Origin of the sequence: Emergencia sp. 1XD21-10, assembly GCF_009936045.1 — a bacterium.
In the GTDB taxonomy this organism is placed as follows: Bacteria; Bacillota; Clostridia; order Peptostreptococcales; family Anaerovoracaceae; genus Senimuribacter; species Senimuribacter intestinalis.
Window position 1 is genome coordinate 141260 of record NZ_QWEQ01000008.1, and the last position, 20831, is coordinate 162090.

The window sequence follows — 20831 nt, forward strand, 5'->3', positions numbered from 1 at the left end:
CGGCGCAACCGTCGGTATAGACTAGACGTAACATAGAGATAATTTTACAGAAACGGAGTTAGATATATGGCAAATGAAATTATTGTAAAAGGTGCCAACGAGAATAATCTGAAACACATCGATGTAAAAATCCCGAGAGATAAGATGGTGGTTTTGACCGGTCTTTCCGGTTCAGGAAAATCTTCGCTGGCATTTGATACGATTTATGCAGAGGGACAGAGACGATATGTGGAGAGTCTTTCTTCCTATGCGAGACAGTTTCTGGGACAGATGGATAAACCGGATGTAGAGCTGATTGAAGGGCTTTCACCTGCGATTTCCATCGACCAGAAGACCACCAGCAAGAATCCCCGCTCCACAGTGGGAACGGTGACAGAAATCCACGATTACCTGAGACTGCTTTATGCGAGAATCGGACAGCCGCACTGCCCGGTCTGCGGACAGCCTATCACCAGTCAGTCTGTGGATCAGATGGTGGATACGATTATGGAATTCCCGGAAGGCACCAAACTGATGATTATGGCGCCGGTTGTCAGGCAGCGTAAGGGCGAGCACGAGAAGATTCTGGAGCGAATTCGCAAAGAGGGATTTACCAGAGTCAGAATCGATGGGGAAATCAGGCTAATTAATGAAGAAGAAATCAAGCTGGACAAAAAGTTCAAGCATACCATAGAAATTGTCGTCGACCGTATCATCATCAAAGACGGACAGGAAAGCCGTATTTCGGAAGCAGTTGAATTGGCAATGCATCAGGGTGACGGTCTGGTTGTGGTGCAGTTTGTGGACAAGGATTATTCTGTAGAGAAGACCTTCTCTACCAAGCTGGCGTGTCCGGAACACGGTGTCAGCATTGAGGAACTGGAACCGAGAATGTTCTCTTTTAACAGTCCCTTCGGGGCGTGTCCGTCCTGCAACGGGCTGGGATTTACCCAGAAAATTGATCCGGAGTTGATTATCCAGACGGACAAGAGCATTATCAAAGGAGCCCTCGGCAATATTTTTGCGTCCATGGAATTTTCTGGGTTTTACAGACAGATGATTGATGCTTTGGCAAGAGACCACGGTGTGGATTTGAATACCCCTTATGAGGAACTACCTGAGAAGTTCAAGAAAGAACTGCTCTATGGCACAGGTACGCGCCACCTGAAATACACTTATGTCAGCAGAAGCAGCGGAAGCAAATCCGAAAGAGATCATCCTTTTGAAGGGGTAATCAACAACTTAGAGCGGCGTTATCGTGAAACTAATTCTGATTTCATGAAAGAGCGTATGGCAAAATATATGACAGTGCGGGATTGTCCCGACTGTAAAGGAAAGAGGCTGAAACCGGAGGTTCTTGCAGTTACTGTAGGAGGAAAGAATCTGGCAGAGCTTTCCGACCTTTCTATTCGTGAAGCTTACGAATTTATTGATCAGCTGCAGCTGACCGAAAAGGAAGCAATCATCGGCAGACAGATTATCAAGGAAATCAAAGAAAGACTGAATTTCCTGATTAACGTAGGACTGGATTACTTGACCCTTTCACGGGCAGCGGGGACCCTTTCCGGCGGTGAATCCCAACGAATCCGTCTTGCGACGCAGATTGGTTCCAGCCTTATGGGTGTGCTTTATATTCTGGATGAGCCTAGTATCGGGCTGCATCAAAAAGATAATGAAAAGCTGCTGGCAACATTGCGGGAGCTGACTGATTTAGGAAATACCCTGCTGGTCGTGGAACACGATGAGGATACTATGTACGCCGCGGATCACATCATCGATATCGGACCTGCGGCAGGCGTTTACGGCGGTGAACTGGTGGCGCAGGGAACAGTCGAGGATATCATGGCGTGTCCTGACTCCATTACGGGGCAGTATCTATCCGGCAAAAAATCCATCGCTGTACCGAAGTCAAGAAGGGAAGGAAACGGTAAGTGTATCACCATCAAAGGTGCTGAAGAAAACAACTTAAAGAAAGTAAACGTGGACATACCCCTTGGGAAATTCGTCTGCGTCACTGGGGTTTCCGGTTCAGGCAAGAGCAGCCTTGTCAACCAGATTCTGTATAAAGGCGCGGCAAAGCTGATTAACAGAACAAAGGACGAAGCTGGCAAGTTTAAGAATATGACCGGACTTGAACACATCGACAAGGTCATCAACATTGACCAGTCTCCAATCGGAAGAACTCCTCGTTCCAATCCGGCGACATATACCGGCATGTTCACCCACATCAGAGACCTCTTTGCAAGCCTTCCGGAATCCAAAATCCGCGGTTTTGAAAAAGGCAGATTCAGCTTCAATGTAAAAGGCGGCAGATGTGAGGCGTGCAGCGGTGACGGTATTATCAAGATAGAAATGCACTTCCTGCCTGATGTTTATGTACCTTGCGAAGTGTGCAAAGGGAAGAGATATAACAGAGAAACATTGGAAGTGAAATATAAAGGCAAGAGCATTTTTGACGTGCTGGATATGAGCGTATCCGAGGCTTTGGACTTTTTCAAAAACCTTCCTACTATCAAACGACAGCTGGATACTCTCAACGAGGTGGGACTCGATTATGTCAAACTGGGACAGCCATCAACCCAGCTTTCCGGCGGTGAAGCGCAGAGAATCAAGCTGGCGTCGGAACTTTCCAAGAGGAGTACGGGAAAAACACTGTATATTTTAGACGAGCCAACTACAGGGCTTCATTTTGCTGATGTAGATAAACTGATTGCAGTGCTTGATAAGCTGGTGGACGCAGGCAATACTGTGGTTGTCATTGAGCATAATTTGGATGTCATCAAGAGGGCGGACCATGTAATCGACTTAGGACCGGATGGTGGAAACCGTGGAGGCACCATAGTTGCTACAGGAACTCCGGAGGAGATTGCAGCGTGCAAAAAATCTTATACTGGAGAGTTCTTGAAGAAAATTCTGAAATAGTGTATAATACTAAATTGTACCTTTCGATACGTGCCTGTGGCGGGCAGAGAAAGGCATAGATATGATTTGGATTGTATACTAAAGGAGATTATCCCAATGATGAAAAATGAAAACCTGACGATGCTGACGGATTTCTATGAAATCACTATGGCAAATGGATATTTTCAGTCAGGTAATGTAGAAGAAGATATCGCTTATTTTGATATGTTCTTTAGAAAAGTGCCCGATGGCGGCGGCTATGCAGTGATGGCGGGAGTGGAACAACTCATTGACTATTTGAGAGATTTGCATTTTACAGAAGAAGACATTGTCTATTTAAGAGAGAAAGGAATTTTTTGTGAAGATTTTCTGGATTATCTGAAAGACTTTAAATTTTCCTGTGATGTCTGGGCGGTACCGGAGGGAACACCAATTTTTCCCCATGAACCGATTTTGACGGTGAGAGGGCCTGTAATTCAGGCGCAGTTCATTGAAACAATGGTGCTTTTAATCATTAATCACCAGAGTTTGATTGCAACCAAGGCAAATCGTATCGTCAGAGCGGCACAGGGAAGACCTGTCATGGAGTTTGGGACGAGAAGAGCCCATGGCACTGCAGCAGCGGTCTACGGCGCTCGTGCGGCATATATCGGAGGCTGTGCAGGAACAGCATGTGCCATCGCAGACAGAGATTTTGGCATTACAGCCCTTGGGACTATGGCTCACAGCTGGGTCCAGATGTTCCCGTCCGAATACGAGGCATTTAAAAAGTATGCCGAAATTTATCCAGAAAATTGTACCTTGTTGGTGGATACCTATAATGTGCTGAAGTCCGGCGTGCCTAATGCAATCAAGGTGTTCAAGGAAGCACAGCCAAAGAAGATGGGCATTCGTATCGACAGCGGCGATGTGGCTTACCTGACAAAGAAGGCCAGGAAAATGCTGGACGAAGCCGGTCTTACGGATTGTACTATTACGGTATCTAATTCGCTGGACGAGTACATCATTAGGGATGTCATTATGGAGGGCGCACAGATTGATTCCTTTGGCGTGGGTGAACGACTGATTACAGCCAAGTCAGAACCGGTCTTTGGCGGTGTATATAAACTGGCGGCTTTGGAACAGGAAGGAAAAATCATTCCTAAGATTAAAATTTCTGAGAATGTGGAGAAGATTACGAATCCTGGCTTTAAGTCTCTGTTCCGACTCTTCGACAAGGAGACAGGAAAAGCTTTGGCAGACGTTTTAACTGTAGATGGTGAAGAAATTCCTGAAGTAGACGGATATGAAATCTTTGATCCAAATGCAGTATGGAAAAAGAAAAAACTTTATAATTTCTACGTAAAAAATCTTAGAGTACAGCTCTTTGACAAGGGGGAATGTGTATATGAAAACCCATCTATCGAAGAGATTAGAACGTATTGCTCACAGCAAATAGAGACGCTTTGGAGTGAGACACTGCGTTTTGAAAATCCACAAACATATTATGTGGATTTATCCCAGAATCTGTGGAATATGAAGAACCAGCTTCTGGAAGAACATACTGTGCGGTAGACTGTAGAATCGGACAATAAATTTTTTAAAGACCAGCATATTTTTGCTGGTCTTTTGGTATATTCCATAGTAAAATAAATAAAAGTAAGCTTTTGGATAGAGAGGATCTTGTATGCGACATGTTATTGTCTTTCTTTATATATTTGCAATTCTGATAGGCGCCTGCGGGCTGACCATACAGTGGCTGGCAGGAAAAGGAGATAAAGAAAAGCAGTTTGCTTCCATGAAACCCTTTGTAATCATGCTCCTGTTCATGAATGTTTATGACTTTGTGATTTACTACTGTGATAACATTATACACATAGAAACTTCCTTGCTGATTAGTATCGGCGATTGTTTCATTGCAGTTCTGGTATATCTGTGGCTCCGGGTCAGCAACAGTATTACCGGCGTAGAGGAAGAGAGCCGGTTTACGGGTTTTGCGTCGGTCTACGTGTTTTTTTATGGAATTATCTGGATGGCGGCGATCATTCTGTTTAGAGAAATTTACTGGATTAGACTGATTATTGATGTGCCTCTCATTGGTCTTCTGATTGTGGGCAGTATCAGCAGCATTTTAAACAGTGTTCGCAGCAAAGCGCCTAAACGATTTATCGCCTATAAGATCGTTATTACGTTTTTTATGACGGTAAACTATATCAGCTATTTCATCAGTGAAAGCGGCTGGATTGACGGTGATAAAGAGGTGGTTATGAATATAACCATCTACTATTGGCTGGTAATCAACGCAGCAAATATGGTACTGCAGTACAAGAGGGATTTCAGAAGTTCTTATACGTCTGAGGCGCCGGTAGTAATGGAACTTTCTGAGGCGCTTGCCAATGTGCAGAACAAATATGAATTGACTAAAAGAGAGATTGAAATTCTCGAAGAAATTTACAGCGGCAAGACCAACACACAGATTGCCGAAGCTCTGTTTATTTCAGAAAGCACCGTAAAGGCGCATGTCTACAACTTATTTAGAAAGCTTGGTGTTAAGAGCAGAGTAGAAGCGGTGTGCATAGTAAGAGAAGAAAAAGAACCGAAAGCATAAAAGAGGCTGTCTCAGACAGCCTCTTTTTCTACATTTTACATTTTTCCTGATGCGTTAAGCATATCTCTGATTTTGTGCTGTACCATTCTAGTGATAGCGTCTCTTCCTGGTCCCAGATATTTTCTTGGATCGAATTCTCCTGGATTTTCTGCGAGAACTCTTCTGATTTCAGCGGTCATGGCAAGACGCAGGTCGGTGTCTACATTGACTTTGCAGATACCGTACTTAACGGCTTCGTGGATCATATCCTCAGGAACGCCCTGAGCACCCGGAATTTCTCCTCCATACTGATTGCATCTATCGACAAATTCTTTCAGGACAGAGGAGGCACCGTGAAGCACCAGTGGAGTATTTGGAATCAGTGAATGAATTTTCTTCAATCTTTCGTAATCCAGATAAGGTTCTCCCTTGAATTTGTATGCGCCGTGACTGGTGCCGATGGCGATGGCGAGAGAGTCTACGCCGGTCTTTTCTACGAATTCTGCAGCTTCATCCGGGTCTGTAAAGGTTGCAGAACGAGCGTCAACCTTGATATTGTCCTCCACTCCTGCCAGTTTGCCTAGCTCAGCTTCTACCACAACACCGTGTGCATGAGCATATTCTACCACCTGTTTGGTCAGAGCGATGTTTTCTTCCAAAGGATATTTGGAGCCGTCAATCATAACAGAAGTAAATCCGTCGTCGACGCACTTCTTGCAGATTTCAAAATCTTCACCGTGGTCCAGATGCAGTGCAACATCTACACCGGTATCATCGATGGCAGCCTCCACCAGTTTGGTTAAGTAAGATGGTTTTGCATATTTTCTGGCACCTGCAGAGACCTGCAGAATCAGCGGTGCCTGTTCTATCTGGGCCGCAGCGACAATACCCTGAATGATTTCCATATTGTTTACATTGAAAGCACCAATTGCATAGTCACTGTTAATTGCTTTTGCGAACATTTCTTTTGTTGTTACTAAAGCCATGTCATACCTCCTTAAAATGTATATGTCTATTATACACTAAAGCGGTAATTTTTCAACGATTTCCATCATTTTTTTCATATCAGGAAGGCTGCCTTGCCCGCTGACCTGGGCAAAACCGCGGAGTTTTTCGATGGTATGTATCATGGAATGAGCATTGTCCAGCATGGATTCCAGCTCCAGGGTATTCATAACCGGTGGTCTGAAACCGGTTCCAGTATTTTTGGATTTTAAAAGAAACAGCACAGCCAGAATGGGAATAGGGTTGTTTGCCATATGTCACCTCCGTAATTTCTATATCATATTATGAAATACCGGCGCATTTGGTGCATATAGTGTAGTAGAAAGGAGTGTATTCATGCAATTAGACGATAAGACCATTTTAGATTTGGCAGGACAGCTGGGAATTTCCGCTGATAAGAAAACCACTGTAGCTAAGGCTAAATCCTACGAACAGAAAAGCGACGCTGAACTTGTATCAGAAATTATGAAAATCAAGAATCAGCTCGAAGCAGCTAATATTCCTTATGAGAAACAGATGGCAGCGGTACAGAGCTTAATGCCCATGATGAATGGACAGCAAAAAGCTCGATTGACAAGAATCATCGAGCTTTTGAAAAAGTAAAGTTTACTGTGTAACCATTCTGGCAATGTCTGTCTGGGTACTGCCGGCAGGGAATGTAAAGGTTGTTGCCTTGATGTTCTCAGGTTTGTACCCTGCAGCATTGCAGACTGACGAATACTCGTCATAAGATGCGAAGAGTTCTGCATCGATAAGACTTTGCACTGCTTCGGTAGCTGTGCCGCCCCGGACCGTGACAGTAATGTCCTTTGTCAGTACGCCGGCTGTCCAGATTTCGTTGGCCTGCTGGGAATTCTCGGGACTGTCGACAGCCTCTGGTTCTGTAGTATCAAGGGTGCCGGTTTCTTCAGCGAGGGTCCTCGGATAATCCATGATGATCTCCATGCGCCACACGATGAGGAGTGCAGCTATAATTAAAATCGCAAGTGCAATAAGAATATCGTTTTTGTCGTAGAAAAAATCTTTTAGTTTTTTCATCAAGATTCTCCTTTCGTCTTTTTCTATATATAATTTAACATACTTTTCGCAAAAGAACAAATACATTTTGCTTTAGAGCGGGGAATGTTGTATAATAAAGGGTATGATTAGGATTGAAATAGGCAAAAACGAGCAGGAACAGCGTTTGGACAAGTTCCTTAGAAAATATTTGGAAAATGCGCCGCTGAGTTTTATCTACAAGGCTATTCGAAAGGATGTCAAGGTCAACGGAAAGCGAGGAAAAGAAGATACCGTGCTGCATTTTGGCGATGAGATATTGCTGTACATCAGCGATGCGGATATGGAGAAGTTCCAAAAGCGCAGAAGGGTGAACCGGACGCGAAGGCAGTTCGGTATTGCTTATGAGGATGACAATCTTTTAGCGGCAGTAAAACCCCTTGGTCTTCTAACTCATGGAGACAGCAGCGAGAAAAAGAATCATCTGGCGAACCAGGTGGTGGATTATCTCATCGACAAAGAGGAGTTCAATCCCAGGCTGGAGAAGACTTTTACGCCGGCTCCAGTCAACAGACTGGACAGAAATACAACTGGTCTGGTGCTCTTTGGAAAAAACGCCATGTCGCTGCAGACGCTAAATCAGATGGTTCGTGAAAAAGATAAAATCCGCAAGATGTATCTGACTGTTGTCGGAGGAAGAATGGAAAAGCCTCTTCACCTGATGGACAGGATGGTTAAGAATGAAGAGAAAAACCGCATTGCTGTAGTACCGATAACAGAGAGCGGCAAAGAAATGGAAACCATCGCTGTGCCGCTGCAGTATGGAACCTTTTGCGGCAGAGAGTGCACTTTGGCGGAGGTCGAAATCATTACAGGCAGAACGCACCAAATCAGAGCCCATCTGGCAGCAGCCGGCTATCCTGTGCTGGGCGATTCCAAGTACGGAGACAAAATGATAAATGCAGCAGCAGGCAGAAAATTTGGACTGTCTTGTCAGCTGCTTCATGCGTACAGGCTGAAATTTGAAAACTGTCCGGATAGCCTTTCTTATCTGAGTGGCAAAGAATTCACGGCGGAACTTCCGGAAAGCTTTATGAGAATAAAAAAGCATATTTTTGAACAAGATGAATAGAGGGGAATCACAAAACATGAAAGAGTGGATCAAGGATATTTTATTCGCAGTAGTTATTGCTGTAATTGTAATACAATTTGTTAAACCGACCATTGTCAAGCAAAGCTCCATGGAACCGAATTTTTATGAGGATGACTATCTCTTTGTGAGCAAGCAGTCCTACACTCTGTTTGGTGAGCCGCAGCGCGGGGATGTGGTTGTGGTGCATTCTTCACTGGTACAGGAAAACGGTGAGGAGAAAATGCTCATCAAGCGTATTATCGGGCTGCCGGGAGAGACCATCGATATCATTGATGGAGAGGTGTATATCAACGACAAGAAATTGGAAGAGGACTATCTAAAAGAAGATTTTACTTCGGGCGAGGTGAAACGTCTGGTGATTCCTGAGGGCAAGATTTTCTGCATGGGTGATAATCGAAGAGTCAGCATTGACAGCAGGGACGAAGATGTAGGATGTATTGAGATAGACGACGTCATTGGAAAGGTGGTACTGCGTGTCTATCCGTTCAGCGAATTTGGGATTATTCAAAATCCGTACGATAAATAATATGCAGGAGAGGGAAATCATGGGAAAAAGCAGAAGAGAAAGAAAGAGACAGCGAGAACGTGAAAACCGAATAGACTGGCTGAAATCGGTGCTGTCAGCAAGTGCGGCGGCGCTGATTGTAGTGCAGTTTGTGATCCCTACAGCGGTTTATGGCAGATCTATGGAGCCGGGATTTGAGCATAGAGATTATCTGCTGATTCATAAACAGGCCTATGTAGGGGAGGCGGAGCCTGAAAGAGGTGATGTTATCGTGTTTCAGTCAAAGCTTAGAGATAATAACAGAGGAACTTTGAAAAAACTCATTAAGAGAGTCATCGGCGTGCCAGGTGATATTGTAGAGATTCGAGAAGGAAAAGTGTACATAAATGGAGAGGAACTGAAAGAGCGCTATATTAAAGATGGTGTTACTAACGGAGATGTGGGACCTGTTGTCGTACCGGAAGGCAATTATTTCTGCATGGGGGATAACAGACTGCACAGCACTGACAGCCGTTTTTTGGAAGTCGGATTTGTTGAGAAAGACAAAATCGTAGGAAAGGTGGTATTCAGACTTTATCCATTTAGTAAATTTGGAATGATTGGGAGTACACAGTAAATGAAAAAATCAGTCGTCTTTCTGCTCGCCGTTATATTAGGTACAGGTGCAGGGCTTTTAGTATCTCTAGCTTTTCAGATTACGGAGGTTACGGACCACAGCATGCTTCCAGCCTATGAGAACGGAGATCAGGTGCTGGTTAGCAGGCTTGCGTTTGCGGGGAAAAAAGGACCGCAGCAGGGCGATGTGATTCTGATGAAGAACAAAATTTATGCGGTGTCCGGCGAAAACACTGTCATGTTGAAACGCGTTATTGGTGTAGAGGGTGATCGGATTCTGATTACGGAGGGGCAGGTCTATGTAAATAATCAGAAGCTGGACGAAGAATATGTGTTTACGCAGGGTATCAGCGGCGATATGGAAGAGATACAGATTCCCGCAGGGAAGATTTTTGTGATGGGAGATAATAGAGCAGCCAGTACAGACAGCAGACATGAATCTGTGGGGCTGGTTGATGAAGAGGATTTACTGGGAAAGGTAATTTTAAAATGGTAAAAAGACAGAAGAAGATGGTGGCAAACAACAAAAAAGCGCGCCATGATTATTTTATAGAAGAGGTTTACGAAGCGGGTATCGTGCTGACCGGCACAGAGATTAAGTCCATTCGTGCAGGAAAGGTCAGTATCAAGGAAAGCTATGCAAAAATTGAAAAGGGTGAGATGATTGTCTACGGCATGAACATCAGTCCCTATGAGCAGGGTAATCGTTTTAATACAGAACCTTTGCGCCCGAAAAAACTTCTCTTACATAAGCAGGAAATCAGAAAGCTGATTGGATATACAACGCTGAAAGGTCTGACTTTGGTTCCGCTGAATTTATATATCAACGAAGATGGACGGGCGAAGATGGAGCTGGCGGTAGCGCGCGGCAAGAAAAATTATGATAAGCGTGACGACATGGCAAAGAAAGACGCGGCTCGTAAAATCGACCATGCCATGAAGCAGAGGTGGTAGTATGCCAAGTTTCACCAAGCAAGCGATTAAAATGTCTTTTATGAAGCTGCTCAGCGAGCAGCCGCTAAATAAAATCAGCGTTCGCAGTATCGTAGAGGAGTGCGGTATCAATCGAAATTCTTTTTATTATCACTTCCAGGATATTCCTGCTCTGATGGAAGAAATCATTGTGGAACTGGCTGATGGGCTGGTAAAAAAATATCCAAAGATTGAGTCCCTGGAGGACTGTATCAGCGAGGCTTTTGACTTTGCCCTGCATAACAAAAAAGCGGTCTTACATATTTTCAATTCTATGAATCGAGACCTCTTTGAGCGGTATTTGATGAAATCCTGCGAGTATATTGTCAGAACTTATTTGGATACGGTTTTTGGAGAGAGCCTTGTCAGTGCTGAAGACCGGGAAATTGCCATTCGTTTTTTCCGTTTTGAACTGTTTGGAGCTGGTCTTGATTGGCTTTCCCGAAGTATGCCAGAGGATTCTATTGAAGAAATTCATCATTTGATTCACCTATGTCATGGATTGTCCGATGAGATGATCAGGAGATGTAATCAAGCAGAAATTTAGTCACATTAGACCCCGTTGCCTAATTTTTAGGCAGGGGTTTTTCTTTTGCCCATTTTTAACCAGAAGAAAATCTGGTAAGTTAAATACAGAAAGAAAAAGCGCTGTGGATGTTTGATATGAGATGGAAGGATGGATAGTGATGCGTTCAGTTGCACCGATGAAAACAGCGAAAATCGGATACATTGTCATTTCCCTTGGTCTATGCGTGCTGGGGATTTTGCTGATTACAGCACCGGTATTGTCTAAAGCGCTGCTGGGCAGCTGCTGCGGCATACTGTTTCTGCTGTTTGGCGCAGTCAAACTGGTTGGATACTTTTCAAAGGACCTGTACCGGCTGGCATTTCAGCACGATTTGACACTGGGCATTCTGCTTCTGATTCTTGGCGGTGTGATACTGGTACGACCTGAAAGTCTGATGTTATTCATCTGTATCACCTTTGGCATATTTATGGTGATAGATGGACTTCTGAAAATACAGGTTGCCGGTCAGTCGAGAACTTTTGGCATAGGAAAGTGGTGGCTGATCTTTGCAAGTGCGATAGTTACAGAGGCTCTTGGACTTGTCCTGCTGCTGCGTCCGGGTGAGGGTACGGATTTGCTGATGATTCTACTGGGCATAGGCATGCTTTCGGAGGGGATTTTGAATCTTAGCACAGTTATTACAGCGGTAAAAATTATCAGACATCAATGGCCGGATATGATAGAAAACGTGTATTGCGAGGAAAAGGAGGACTGACAGAAAATGCGTTTTTCAAGGGCGGTGGTCAAACACCGGATTACGATTTTAATTGTTGCGATTGTTTTAATGGTTCCTTCCCTGTTTGGAATGCTGGGAACGAGAATCAATTATGACATGCTGGATTATTTGCCGGAGGATATGGACACGGTAATTGGTCAGGAAGAGCTTTTGAGCGACTTCGGAAAGGGTGCTTTCTCCCTGATTGTAGTGGAAGATATGGAGGATAAAGATGTAGCGGTTCTTTGTGAAAAGCTTGAAGAGGTGGATCATGTAGAAAGTGTCCTGTGGTACTCCACGCTGGCGGATATTTCCATACCGATGGAAATGGTGCCGGATAAACTCTTCGATGAATTTAATGAGGGAGATGCAACTCTGATGGCGGTCTTCTTTGACAGTGCTACCAGTGCTGACTCAACCATTGATGCAATTGCTGATGTGCGCAGCGTCTGCGGCGAGCAGTGTTTTGTATCGGGCATGTCGGCGTTGGTAACGGACTTAAAAAATTTGTGTGAACAGGAAGAACCGATTTATGTAGGGCTTGCAGTGCTTTTTGCAACGGCAGCCATGGTGCTGCTTTTGGACGGCTGGCTGGTGCCTTTCGTATTTCTTGTCTCGATTGGCATGATGATTCTGCTCAATTTAGGAACGAACTATTTTTTTGGAGAAATTTCATATATAACAAAGGCTCTTTCGGCGGTTCTGCAGCTAGCGGTTACCATGGACTATTCCATCTTCCTGTGGCACAGCTACAGTGAGCAGAGGGCGCTTTATGACGACCACAAGGAGGCCATGGCTGTCGCAATCAGAAAGACCCTGGCAAGTGTTGTTGGAAGCTCTATTACTACAGTGGCAGGCTTTGCGGCACTGTGCTTCATGAGCTTCACTCTGGGTAAAGACTTGGGCATTGTCATGGCAAAAGGTGTCATCTTCGGCGTTATCGGCTGTGTGACTGTATTGCCGTCCTTAATCCTTGTACTGGATAAACCCCTTTATAAGACAAAGCATAAATCGCTTATTCCCGATATGGGAAAACTGGCAAAACGTGTGACAAAAGTCTTTCCGGTGCTTCTTGCAGTCTTTATTGTTGCAGCGCTGCCAGCGATTTACGGGTACAGCAAAACCAATGACGAGGTTTACTATGACATGGGGAAATGTCTGCCGGATGATATGGAATACGTCATTGCAAATTCTAAGCTTTCGGAAGAATTTAATATCGCTTCAACCCATATGGTGCTTGTGGACGCAGATCTGCCTTCTAAAGAAGTTCGCGCTATGATGAAGGAAATGGAAAAGGTTGAGGGTGTAAAATATGTCCTTGGCATGGAATCAGTCCTTGGCAGTATGGTGCCTGAGGAGATTTTACCAGAGGGAGTCAAGGGAATTTTAGAAAGTGATAAAAGTGAACTGCTACTGGTCAATTCGGAATATGACGTTGCCAGTGATGAAGTGAATGATCAGATTGACAGTCTGAATAAAGTGCTGAAAAGCTACGACGAAGAGGGTATGCTCATCGGAGAGGCTCCTTGCATGAAAGATATGATAGAGACCACCAACCACGATTTTCAGGTGGTAAATGCGGTATCGATTATTGCAATCTTTCTCATTATTGCGCTGGTCGAGGGAAGTATTTCCCTTCCGTTTATCCTGATTGCGGTTATTGAACTCGCAATTTTTATCAATCTCGGAATTCCTCACTTCCTGGGACAGTCGCTTCCGTTTATTGCGCCGATTTGCATCAGTACCATTCAGCTAGGGGCGACGGTGGACTACGCAATTCTGATGACGACCAGATACAAAACGGAGCGGCTTTCCGGGAAAGATAAGAGAGAAAGTGTTACGACTGCTCTTGCAGCTTCTATCCCATCTATACTCGTATCGGGAACAGGGCTCTTTGCTGCGACCTTTGGAGTGGCAATTTACTCGGATATCGACATCATCAGCTCCATGTGTATGCTGATGGCAAGAGGTGCGGTAGTCAGCATGATATGTGTTATCTTCCTGCTGCCGGCGCTGCTTATGCTCTGTGATAGATTGGTCTGTGCAACGACCAGGGGAATGAAACATGTAGTTAGAACAAATTCGGAGGTGTCAAATCTATGAACAATAAATTAAAAAAATGCTTAGTGGTGGTTTTGTGCATTGCTCTTACTGTGGGCAGCGGTGTGACTATGGCATACGCCGATGATGGGGAAGACGCGAATCAGAAAGAAGAAACGGTTTACGTTCTTGCGGAAAGCGACGGTTCCGTGCAGAAAATCATCGTCAGCGACTGGTTGAAAAACCTGACAGGAAGCCAATCTCTCTACGACAAGTCAGCTTTGACAGATATTGAAAATCTGAAAGGTGATGAGGAGTGTAAGAACGAAGGAAAGTCAGGAAAAATTTGGAATGCTGAGGGAAAAGATATCTATTACAGGGGCAGTATAAAAAAAGAACTGCCGATTAACATGGAGATTTCCTATAAGCTGGACGGAAAAGACATCGAGCCAGAAGAACTGGTCGGAAAAAGCGGCGAAGTGACCATTCGCTTTGACTATGAAAACAATCTGTATGAGATGGCAAAAGTCGGCGGCAGAACGGAGAAAATCTATGTGCCTTTTGCGGTACTGACCGGTATGGTTATGGACAATGACGTTTTCAGCAATGTGGAAGTTTCCAGCGGAAAGGTGATTAACGACGGGGAACGTACCGTTGTGGCAGGCATGGCGCTTCCGGGACTTGCAGACAATCTCAATGTAGATTCTTCTGACCTGGAGCTTCCGGATTATGTCGAAGTGACCGCTGATGTGGACAAATTTGAAATGACTAATACGGTAACCGTAGCGGACAGCAGCATTTTTGCTGACTTAGATACAGGAAAGATAGGTTCGGCAGATGAACTGGCAGGTGCCCTTAATCAGCTGACAAATGCTATGAAACAGCTGCTGAACGGTTCATCACAGCTTTACGACGGACTGGATACGCTGTTAGATAAATCGGGACAGCTGGCGCTGGGAGTTCATGAGCTGGCTGCAGGCGGAAAAAGCCTGAAGGCTGGCGCAACAACTTTACAAAACGGGGTGCAGGAACTTTCTGGGGGTATTACAGGATTAAAGGATGGATTGACAACATTAGACGGCAACAGTGCAGCTATCACTGCAGGTGCAAAGCAGGTATTTGAGTCTATGCTCGCAACAGCAGACGCACAGCTTGCAGCAGCAGGGGCAGCGCTTCCAAAATTGACCATTGAGAATTACAGTCAGGTGCTGGAAGGAGCAGCAGCGGCTGCTCCCGACGCCGGTTCTGCGCCAATTCTTGCACTGAAAGCGCAGCTGGATAGTTATAACCAGTTCTACCTAGGCTTGCTGCAGTATACGCAGGGCGTAGCGTCTGCAAAGGCCGGCGCTGAGCAGCTGAATACAGGGGCAGCGCAGCTTACGAAAGGCACAAAGAGTCTGTACGACGGTGTCAACGCACTGAATACAGGTATTAGGACTTTAGATAAAAATATGCCTGCCTTGGTAGATGGTGTAACGGAGCTTCGCGGCGGCGCTAAAAAACTGAACAATGGGCTGAAAGAATTTGATAAAGAGGGAATTCAGAAGCTGGCAGGAGCTGCCGGCGGAAATATCGGAGACTTACTCGATCGAATGAAGGCTACCGTAAACGCTTCCAAAGCTTATCAGTCTTTCTCAGGCATTTCTGACGACATGGACGGACAGGTGAGATTCATATACCGTACCGAAGCGTTGGAAGAGAAATAAATATAGGGAAAAAGAAACCAGCTGGCGGATTGCGCCAGCTGGTTTCTTAGCATATATATTGATAACGTTTATTTGCTCATCAAAATATTATCCAGTGTTTCCAAGAGGGTTTCAATATCAATTGGTTTTGCGATGTGATCGTTCATGCCGCAGCGCAATGCCTCTTGCTTATCTTCTTCGAAAGCATTTGCAGTCATAGCGATAATTGGAATGGAGGCAAGCTCCCTGTTTTCCAGCTTTCGTATTTTCTTGGCAGCCTGATAGCCGTTCATCACTGGCATCTGAATATCCATCAGCACCAGCTGATAATATCCAGGCTGGGAAGATTTTAGCATTTCTACAGCAATTTGACCGTTTTCAGCAACCTCTGCAGTAAGACCGGCTTCTTCTAAAATAGCTACTGCAATCTCCTGGTTCAGCTCATTATCTTCTACAAGAAGAATATGTCCGCTGCGCAGGATTTCTTTTGAGTCAAGAATGTCATCGGTAGCCTGCTCTTTCTTCACAATGGAGTGGAGACAGCCTCTGAGTTCTGACAGGAACAGCGGCTTGCTGCAGAATGCGGTAACGCCGGCTTCTCTTGCCTCTTCTTCAATATCGGACCAGTCATAAGCGGTGAGAACAATAATCGGAACTTCCTTTCCGGTTTCCTGACGGATTCTCCTGGCGACTTCAATACCATTCATGTCAGGCAGCAGCCAGTCGATGATGTAGACAAAGTAATGATCATTTCTTGAAACTGACTGACGGGTGCGCAGCACTGCTTCTTTTCCTGACATAGTCCATTCTGCCCGCAGTCCAATCTGCTGCAGCATGCAGGAAACGCTGTCACAGGTGTTGTAATCATCGTCTACGACCAGTGCACGTAACCCGTTGAGCTCTTCGATTGCAACCGGTTCTTTTCTGCCGGCCTCATCCAGTCGCAGGGTCAGACAAACGGTGACTTCTGTACCAACGCCATGTTCGCTCTGGACGTCGATGGTACCGTTCATCATATCGACGATATTTTTCGTGATCGCCATGCCAAGTCCGGTGCCCTGAATGCCGCTGCTGGTAGAATTCCGTTCCCGTTCGAACGGTTCGAAGATATGGGCGACAAATTCTTTTTTCATGCCAATTCCCGTATCTTTGATGTGGAATTCAAAATTAGCAAAGCCCGGCGAAGCACCTGGTTTTTCGATGACTTTCAAGCTGACCATGCCGCCTGCACCGGTGTATTTGATAGAATTGCTCAGAAGGTTTAGGAGTACCTGATTGAGCCGCAGCCGGTCACAGCAGATCTGCTCGTTTTGGATGTCGATGGCGTCCAGATACAAGTCAAGCTGTTTGGCATTGATATCCGCCTGGATGATATTGTGCAGTTCGTGAAGGATTTCCGGCAGACTGCAAGGCTGTTCTTCCAGATGAATTTTGCCGCTTTCGATTCGGCTCATATCCAGTACATCGTTGATCAGACTCAGCAGATGATTGCCGCTGGTCATGATTTTTTTCAGATATTCTGCCACCTGCTCTTTACGGTCGATGTGGGTGATTGCCAGTGCTGTAAAACCGATGATTGCGTTCATCGGCGTACGGATATCGTGGGACATGTTGGAGAGGAAGGTGCTCTTGGCTTTGTTGGCACGGTTTGCCTGCGAAAGGGCATCTTCCAGCAGTGCCTTTTTCTCTCTTTCGTCCCGCATTTCCTCATCCAGACAGCGGAATCCCAGTACGATGCTGTGGGTCTTGTCCCAGTCTCCAGCCCGTACTGCTTTCATCTGGAAATAGCGGATTTCGCCGCAGCAGGTGGTACGGTAGTTGATATAGCACATATCTTTTTCGGAAAGTTCCTGTTCCAGATGGGCTTTCGAAGCGGTTTTTCGGAACGCTTCTTTATCTTCTTCGTGAATGCTTGTGGCTGCATACTGTTCGAGGCAGGTTTCCAGAGACAGCGCATCATGAAAGATGGCAGGCATGATGCCATTTTTACATTCGCCCATACGCAGGACTTTGCCTTCGCCAGTGTCTAAATCGAAGAAGCAGACCAGCACATACTCGATACTGAGGGCATGCACCAGTTCCATCTGCCGACGCTGATCTTCCAGGCGCTCTCGCTCTTCTTGCAGTCTCTGTGCAGTACGGTCTAACAGATATCTCTGATAATAACGTTCACCATTTTCTTCGATGAGTTTGATATTGCCGGTTACATAGAGAATTTCGCCGTCTGCATGCTGCACACGATAATCGACACTGACGTTGTCGCCTTCCTTTTTAAGGGACTGAATGGATTTCCGCAGTCGCTTTCTATCTTCTTCGAAAACAGTGGAAGCCACCAGGTCAAAGCCGTCTGCAAGGAGTGCCTGCTCGTCGGGATAGCCTAGAATGCGCAGCGCAGCCTGATTGATGCTGAGAATCCTGGAACCGTCCAGGCTGTGGCACATGATGCCGCAGTCCATGGTAGTAAACAGCATCTCCAGAGTTTGATTCTGCTGAATCAGTTCATCGGCGTAAGCCCGCTCCTGGGTGATGTCGATACCGATGCCCATGGTGCCCATAACAGTGCCGTCCAGATTGTATAATGGTGATTTATATGTAGTTAGAATTTTGGTTTCACCACTGCTGAGAATGGTCTCTTCGGAAACGCAGGTTTCTTTGGTTTCCATGACGATGCGCTCCGATTCGATGCAGGCAGGATCGTCATGTTCTACGTCCCAGATATAAGCATGACCGCGACCTTCCACCTGCGCTTTGGTCTTGTTGACGGTTTGACAGAAACTGTCGTTGACTTTTTTGTGAATGCCGTCTTTGTCCTTATACCAGATTAAATCCGGTGTGCTGTTGATGGTGGTTTCTAGGTACTGGCTGGTCTGCCAGGCGTCTTTCTGCGCTTTGTAGTCCTGATACCATTTTTGGATGCGGAACATTAATAACGCGTCGGAAGCGGATTGCGACCAGATATCGGTCAGTGCTGAAACGCAATCTGTGAACGCTTCCACGTCTGTATCCTCTGCCGTAAGCAGGATGAGCTGCGCCTCCGGCTTTTTCCACGTCAGCAGCTGTGACAACTGCGCTTGTAAATCTGCTGTCGGCAGACTTGCGAAAATGACATCAGCTTGTGATGCTGAGACTTTTTCGACCCGATCACTTTCGAGAAATGCATGGGAAAACTGTGAAAAAGGGGTCAGTGCCCTGAGCTGTTTCAATACCCGATGCCGGTCGCCGATGCAGTAGAATCGTATATGACAATGGTACATAAAACGAATATCCTCCCTAATTTGTGGCTTGCGATTCTGTGATGGCATGATTGCATACCTATTCTAAATTTTACTGCGCTTGCGGGGTAATGTCAATGTTTTAAGAGGATTTGAAATGGAAAATAGTAGCCGCAATCGTATTTTGGGGAATTTTTTCGTTATTTACAGAAAAACGGAAAAAATACGTTTTATATACAGAAAAAATACGCTTCTCAGATACAATCTTAAAATAGGAGGAGCACAAGAGAACGATGAATAGAACATTCTATTATAACGGAACAATGATTACGATGGATTCTGACCATCCCATGGCTGCAAACTTTCTGGTTGAAGATGGTGTGATTCAGGCAGTGGATGTGGACGAGGAGGACATTGGTTTTACAAGGCAGGATGAAATGACGGAATGGGTTGATTTGCAAGGCCGCGTGGTAACACCCGGGTTTCATGACAGTCATATGCATCTGGTGGAGTATGGGTATAATCAGCGGTATTGTGTGGACTTATCGGAAGCCGTTTCTGCAGAAGATGTGGTGCGGCGTATGCGAGCATTCATTGCAGAACAGCAGATTCCTGCAGGAAGCTGGATCATCGGAAGCCGTTGGAATCAAGAACATTTTCCGGACAAACGACTGCTTAGCCGGGAAGATTTAGACCGCGTTTCAGACTGTCATTATGTCTTTGCCAAGCGGGTCTGCATTCATATTGCGGCGGTAAACAGCAAAGTTTTGGAATTGGCAGGAATTGACCATAATACCTATCTGGACAATCAGAATATCGGCAGATATCCTGACGGTATGCCAGATGGGAGAATTTATGAGGATGCGATTGCTGACATGGTACTGGTGCATAAACCGGCGCTTTCCGTCAAAGAAATTGAACAGATGATTGAAGAGACGTTAAGGGAAATCAAGGCAAGGGGCTTTACGGCGGTGCAGTGTGATGACATGAAAGCGTTTTCGGATTTTACGTCGAAAGAGAGAATTTTACGTGCCTATGATAACCTGCGAAAGCAGCAGCGCCTGCCTGTACGCGTGTTTGCGCAGATTCAGGTATCTTCCCTGGAAGAATTCCGGCAGTTGCAAAAGATTCTTGTAGAGATTGCTGATGACCAGTGGTTCTCCTGGAAACGATTAAAACTGATCTTGGATGGCTCTTTGGGTGCTGAGACGGCAGCATTAACCGTACCTTACAGAAATCGCAGGCAGCGGGGACTTCTCAATTTCAGCGATGCAGAGTTAGAGTTGCTGGTTCGGGAAAGTTATGAAAGCGGGATGCAGCTGTTATGTCACTGTATCGGTGATAGAGCAATGGAACAGGCCATACGTGTGATCACGCCTTTCCAAAACAAGTATGGAACAGATTGCCGCCCTAGACTGGTGCATTGCCAAATTGCGACGGAGCCTCTTTTAGACCGAATGGCGCAAGCGGGGATTTTGGCAGACATTCAGCCGGCGTTTGTACCGACCGATTATGCAGTGGCGGAGCAGAAACTGGATCTTCGTCAAGCATATGCGCTTTATGCATGGCGCACCATGTTAGAAAAAGGTATGATGATTAGTGGCAGTTCGGACTGCCCGGTGGAGCGCTGCGATGCGCTTTACGGGATGCAGGCAGCTGTTACCAGGATGGATTTGCAGGGGAGACCGACTGGCGGATTTTTACCGGAAGAAAGGCTGTCGCCTTATGAGGCATTGGCGCTTTATACAAAGGCGCCTGCCTATACAGTAAAAATGGAAGGACAGATGGGGCGCATTGCGCCAGGCTACTTCGGTGATTTTACTGTACTGGATGGAAATCCGCTTCTGGTTCCTCCGCAGCAGATCCATAGTATTTCTATCGTAGAAACCCACTGCGGCGCGTAGTGGAGAAAGGAATCA

The 20831-nt window shown here is 45.6% G+C and carries 18 protein-coding genes; 14 read left to right on the top strand and 4 right to left on the bottom strand.

What is annotated here, in order from left to right:
* The first annotated feature begins 66 nt into the window (after positions 1-66).
* From uvrA to D1151_RS17050, 3 genes are all read left to right on the top strand, one after another.
* On the top strand, positions 67-2901 hold the full coding sequence (uvrA, locus tag D1151_RS06760) for an excinuclease ABC subunit UvrA (RefSeq protein ID WP_161908384.1): 2835 nt from the start codon (positions 67-69) through the stop codon (positions 2899-2901).
* A gap of 96 nt (positions 2902-2997) precedes the next feature.
* Complete coding sequence (locus D1151_RS06765; protein ID WP_330588304.1) at positions 2998-4434, top strand: nicotinate phosphoribosyltransferase; 1437 nt, start codon at positions 2998-3000, stop codon at positions 4432-4434.
* A 112-nt stretch (positions 4435-4546) separates the two neighbouring features.
* Positions 4547-5467, top strand: a complete 921-nt coding sequence (locus tag D1151_RS17050) for a response regulator transcription factor (protein ID WP_275557582.1) — start codon at positions 4547-4549, stop codon at positions 5465-5467.
* Positions 5468-5502: 35 nt separating this feature from the next.
* Here the strand turns inward: D1151_RS17050 and fba are convergent, their stop codons facing one another.
* Together fba and D1151_RS06780 are read right to left on the bottom strand one after the other, a co-directional pair.
* The gene (gene fba, locus D1151_RS06775) at positions 5503-6432 is read right to left on the bottom strand and encodes a class II fructose-1,6-bisphosphate aldolase (protein ID WP_160202047.1); all 930 of its coding nucleotides are present in this window, start codon (positions 6430-6432) and stop codon (positions 5503-5505) included.
* Between the two features lie 36 nt (positions 6433-6468).
* Entirely contained in the window at positions 6469-6705 is a 237-nt protein-coding gene (locus tag D1151_RS06780) for a hypothetical protein (protein ID WP_160202048.1), read from the bottom strand.
* 82 nt (positions 6706-6787) lie between these two features.
* On the opposite strand from D1151_RS06780, the gene D1151_RS06785 reads away from it, so the two are divergent.
* On the top strand, positions 6788-7054 hold the full coding sequence (locus D1151_RS06785) for a hypothetical protein (protein ID WP_160202049.1): 267 nt from the start codon (positions 6788-6790) through the stop codon (positions 7052-7054).
* A 3-nt stretch (positions 7055-7057) separates the two neighbouring features.
* Here D1151_RS06785 and D1151_RS06790 read toward each other — a convergent pair whose 3' ends face one another.
* Positions 7058-7489, bottom strand: a complete 432-nt coding sequence (locus D1151_RS06790; RefSeq protein WP_160202050.1) for a hypothetical protein — start codon at positions 7487-7489, stop codon at positions 7058-7060.
* Between the two features lie 103 nt (positions 7490-7592).
* Here D1151_RS06790 and D1151_RS06795 point away from each other — a divergent pair, with 103 nt between their 5' ends.
* The 9 genes from D1151_RS06795 to D1151_RS06835 all read left to right on the top strand — a co-directional run bounded on the left by D1151_RS06795 (position 7593) and on the right by D1151_RS06835 (position 15721).
* Positions 7593-8579, top strand: a complete 987-nt coding sequence (locus D1151_RS06795) for an RluA family pseudouridine synthase (RefSeq protein WP_161908385.1) — start codon at positions 7593-7595, stop codon at positions 8577-8579.
* Between the two features lie 16 nt (positions 8580-8595).
* Positions 8596-9126, top strand: a complete 531-nt coding sequence (gene lepB / locus D1151_RS06800; RefSeq protein WP_243151058.1) for a signal peptidase I — start codon at positions 8596-8598, stop codon at positions 9124-9126.
* Between the two features lie 19 nt (positions 9127-9145).
* Positions 9146-9721, top strand: coding sequence for a signal peptidase I (gene lepB / locus D1151_RS06805; RefSeq protein WP_161908386.1), 576 nt, complete (start codon positions 9146-9148; stop codon positions 9719-9721).
* On the top strand, positions 9722-10216 hold the full coding sequence (gene lepB, locus D1151_RS06810) for a signal peptidase I (protein ID WP_160202054.1): 495 nt from the start codon (positions 9722-9724) through the stop codon (positions 10214-10216).
* Entirely contained in the window at positions 10210-10674 is a 465-nt protein-coding gene (smpB, locus tag D1151_RS06815; protein ID WP_160202055.1) for an SsrA-binding protein SmpB, read from the top strand. Before lepB (D1151_RS06810) ends, smpB begins: the two co-directional genes overlap by 7 nt.
* Before the next feature lies 1 nt (position 10675).
* Complete coding sequence (locus D1151_RS06820; RefSeq protein WP_160202056.1) at positions 10676-11239, top strand: TetR/AcrR family transcriptional regulator C-terminal domain-containing protein; 564 nt, start codon at positions 10676-10678, stop codon at positions 11237-11239.
* 139 nt (positions 11240-11378) lie between these two features.
* Positions 11379-11975 carry an HdeD family acid-resistance protein gene (locus D1151_RS06825; RefSeq protein ID WP_202620390.1) on the top strand — a complete coding sequence of 199 codons (597 nt, stop codon included), beginning with the start codon at positions 11379-11381 and terminating at the stop codon, positions 11973-11975.
* Positions 11976-11981: 6 nt separating this feature from the next.
* A complete protein-coding gene (locus D1151_RS06830) occupies positions 11982-14078 on the top strand; it encodes an RND family transporter (protein ID WP_160202058.1) in 2097 nt (698 codons plus the stop codon).
* Positions 14075-15721, top strand: a complete 1647-nt coding sequence (locus D1151_RS06835; protein WP_161908387.1) for a hypothetical protein — start codon at positions 14075-14077, stop codon at positions 15719-15721. Before D1151_RS06830 ends, D1151_RS06835 begins: the two co-directional genes overlap by 4 nt.
* A gap of 68 nt (positions 15722-15789) precedes the next feature.
* On the opposite strand, the gene D1151_RS06840 is transcribed toward D1151_RS06835, so the two are convergent.
* Positions 15790-18954, bottom strand: coding sequence for a PAS domain-containing hybrid sensor histidine kinase/response regulator (locus D1151_RS06840; protein ID WP_161908388.1), 3165 nt, complete (start codon positions 18952-18954; stop codon positions 15790-15792).
* A gap of 251 nt (positions 18955-19205) precedes the next feature.
* On the opposite strand from D1151_RS06840, the gene D1151_RS06845 reads away from it, so the two are divergent.
* The gene (locus D1151_RS06845) at positions 19206-20816 is read left to right on the top strand and encodes an amidohydrolase (RefSeq protein WP_160202061.1); all 1611 of its coding nucleotides are present in this window, start codon (positions 19206-19208) and stop codon (positions 20814-20816) included.
* The last annotated feature ends 15 nt before the right edge of the window (positions 20817-20831 follow it).

What these genes read in the sequence shown, in the direction of transcription:
- D1151_RS06790 (WP_160202050.1), bottom strand. Translation starts at nt 7,489, where the DNA reads ATGAAAAAACTAAAAGATTTTTTCTACGACAAAAACGATATTCTTATT.
- D1151_RS06780 (WP_160202048.1), bottom strand. Translation starts at nt 6,705, where the DNA reads ATGGCAAACAACCCTATTCCCATTCTGGCTGTGCTGTTTCTTTTAAAA.
- lepB (WP_161908386.1), top strand. Translation starts at nt 9,146, where the DNA reads ATGGGAAAAAGCAGAAGAGAAAGAAAGAGACAGCGAGAACGTGAAAAC.
- D1151_RS06845 (WP_160202061.1), top strand. Translation starts at nt 19,206, where the DNA reads ATGAATAGAACATTCTATTATAACGGAACAATGATTACGATGGATTCT.
- fba (WP_160202047.1), bottom strand. Translation starts at nt 6,432, where the DNA reads ATGGCTTTAGTAACAACAAAAGAAATGTTCGCAAAAGCAATTAACAGT.
- D1151_RS17050 (WP_275557582.1), top strand. Translation starts at nt 4,547, where the DNA reads ATGCGACATGTTATTGTCTTTCTTTATATATTTGCAATTCTGATAGGC.
- D1151_RS06795 (WP_161908385.1), top strand. Translation starts at nt 7,593, where the DNA reads ATGATTAGGATTGAAATAGGCAAAAACGAGCAGGAACAGCGTTTGGAC.
- uvrA (WP_161908384.1), top strand. Translation starts at nt 67, where the DNA reads ATGGCAAATGAAATTATTGTAAAAGGTGCCAACGAGAATAATCTGAAA.
- D1151_RS06835 (WP_161908387.1), top strand. Translation starts at nt 14,075, where the DNA reads ATGAACAATAAATTAAAAAAATGCTTAGTGGTGGTTTTGTGCATTGCT.
- lepB (WP_243151058.1), top strand. Translation starts at nt 8,596, where the DNA reads ATGAAAGAGTGGATCAAGGATATTTTATTCGCAGTAGTTATTGCTGTA.
- D1151_RS06840 (WP_161908388.1), bottom strand. Translation starts at nt 18,954, where the DNA reads ATGTACCATTGTCATATACGATTCTACTGCATCGGCGACCGGCATCGG.
- smpB (WP_160202055.1), top strand. Translation starts at nt 10,210, where the DNA reads ATGGTAAAAAGACAGAAGAAGATGGTGGCAAACAACAAAAAAGCGCGC.
- D1151_RS06765 (WP_330588304.1), top strand. Translation starts at nt 2,998, where the DNA reads ATGATGAAAAATGAAAACCTGACGATGCTGACGGATTTCTATGAAATC.
- lepB (WP_160202054.1), top strand. Translation starts at nt 9,722, where the DNA reads ATGAAAAAATCAGTCGTCTTTCTGCTCGCCGTTATATTAGGTACAGGT.
- D1151_RS06820 (WP_160202056.1), top strand. Translation starts at nt 10,676, where the DNA reads ATGCCAAGTTTCACCAAGCAAGCGATTAAAATGTCTTTTATGAAGCTG.
- D1151_RS06830 (WP_160202058.1), top strand. Translation starts at nt 11,982, where the DNA reads ATGCGTTTTTCAAGGGCGGTGGTCAAACACCGGATTACGATTTTAATT.
- D1151_RS06825 (WP_202620390.1), top strand. Translation starts at nt 11,379, where the DNA reads ATGCGTTCAGTTGCACCGATGAAAACAGCGAAAATCGGATACATTGTC.
- D1151_RS06785 (WP_160202049.1), top strand. Translation starts at nt 6,788, where the DNA reads ATGCAATTAGACGATAAGACCATTTTAGATTTGGCAGGACAGCTGGGA.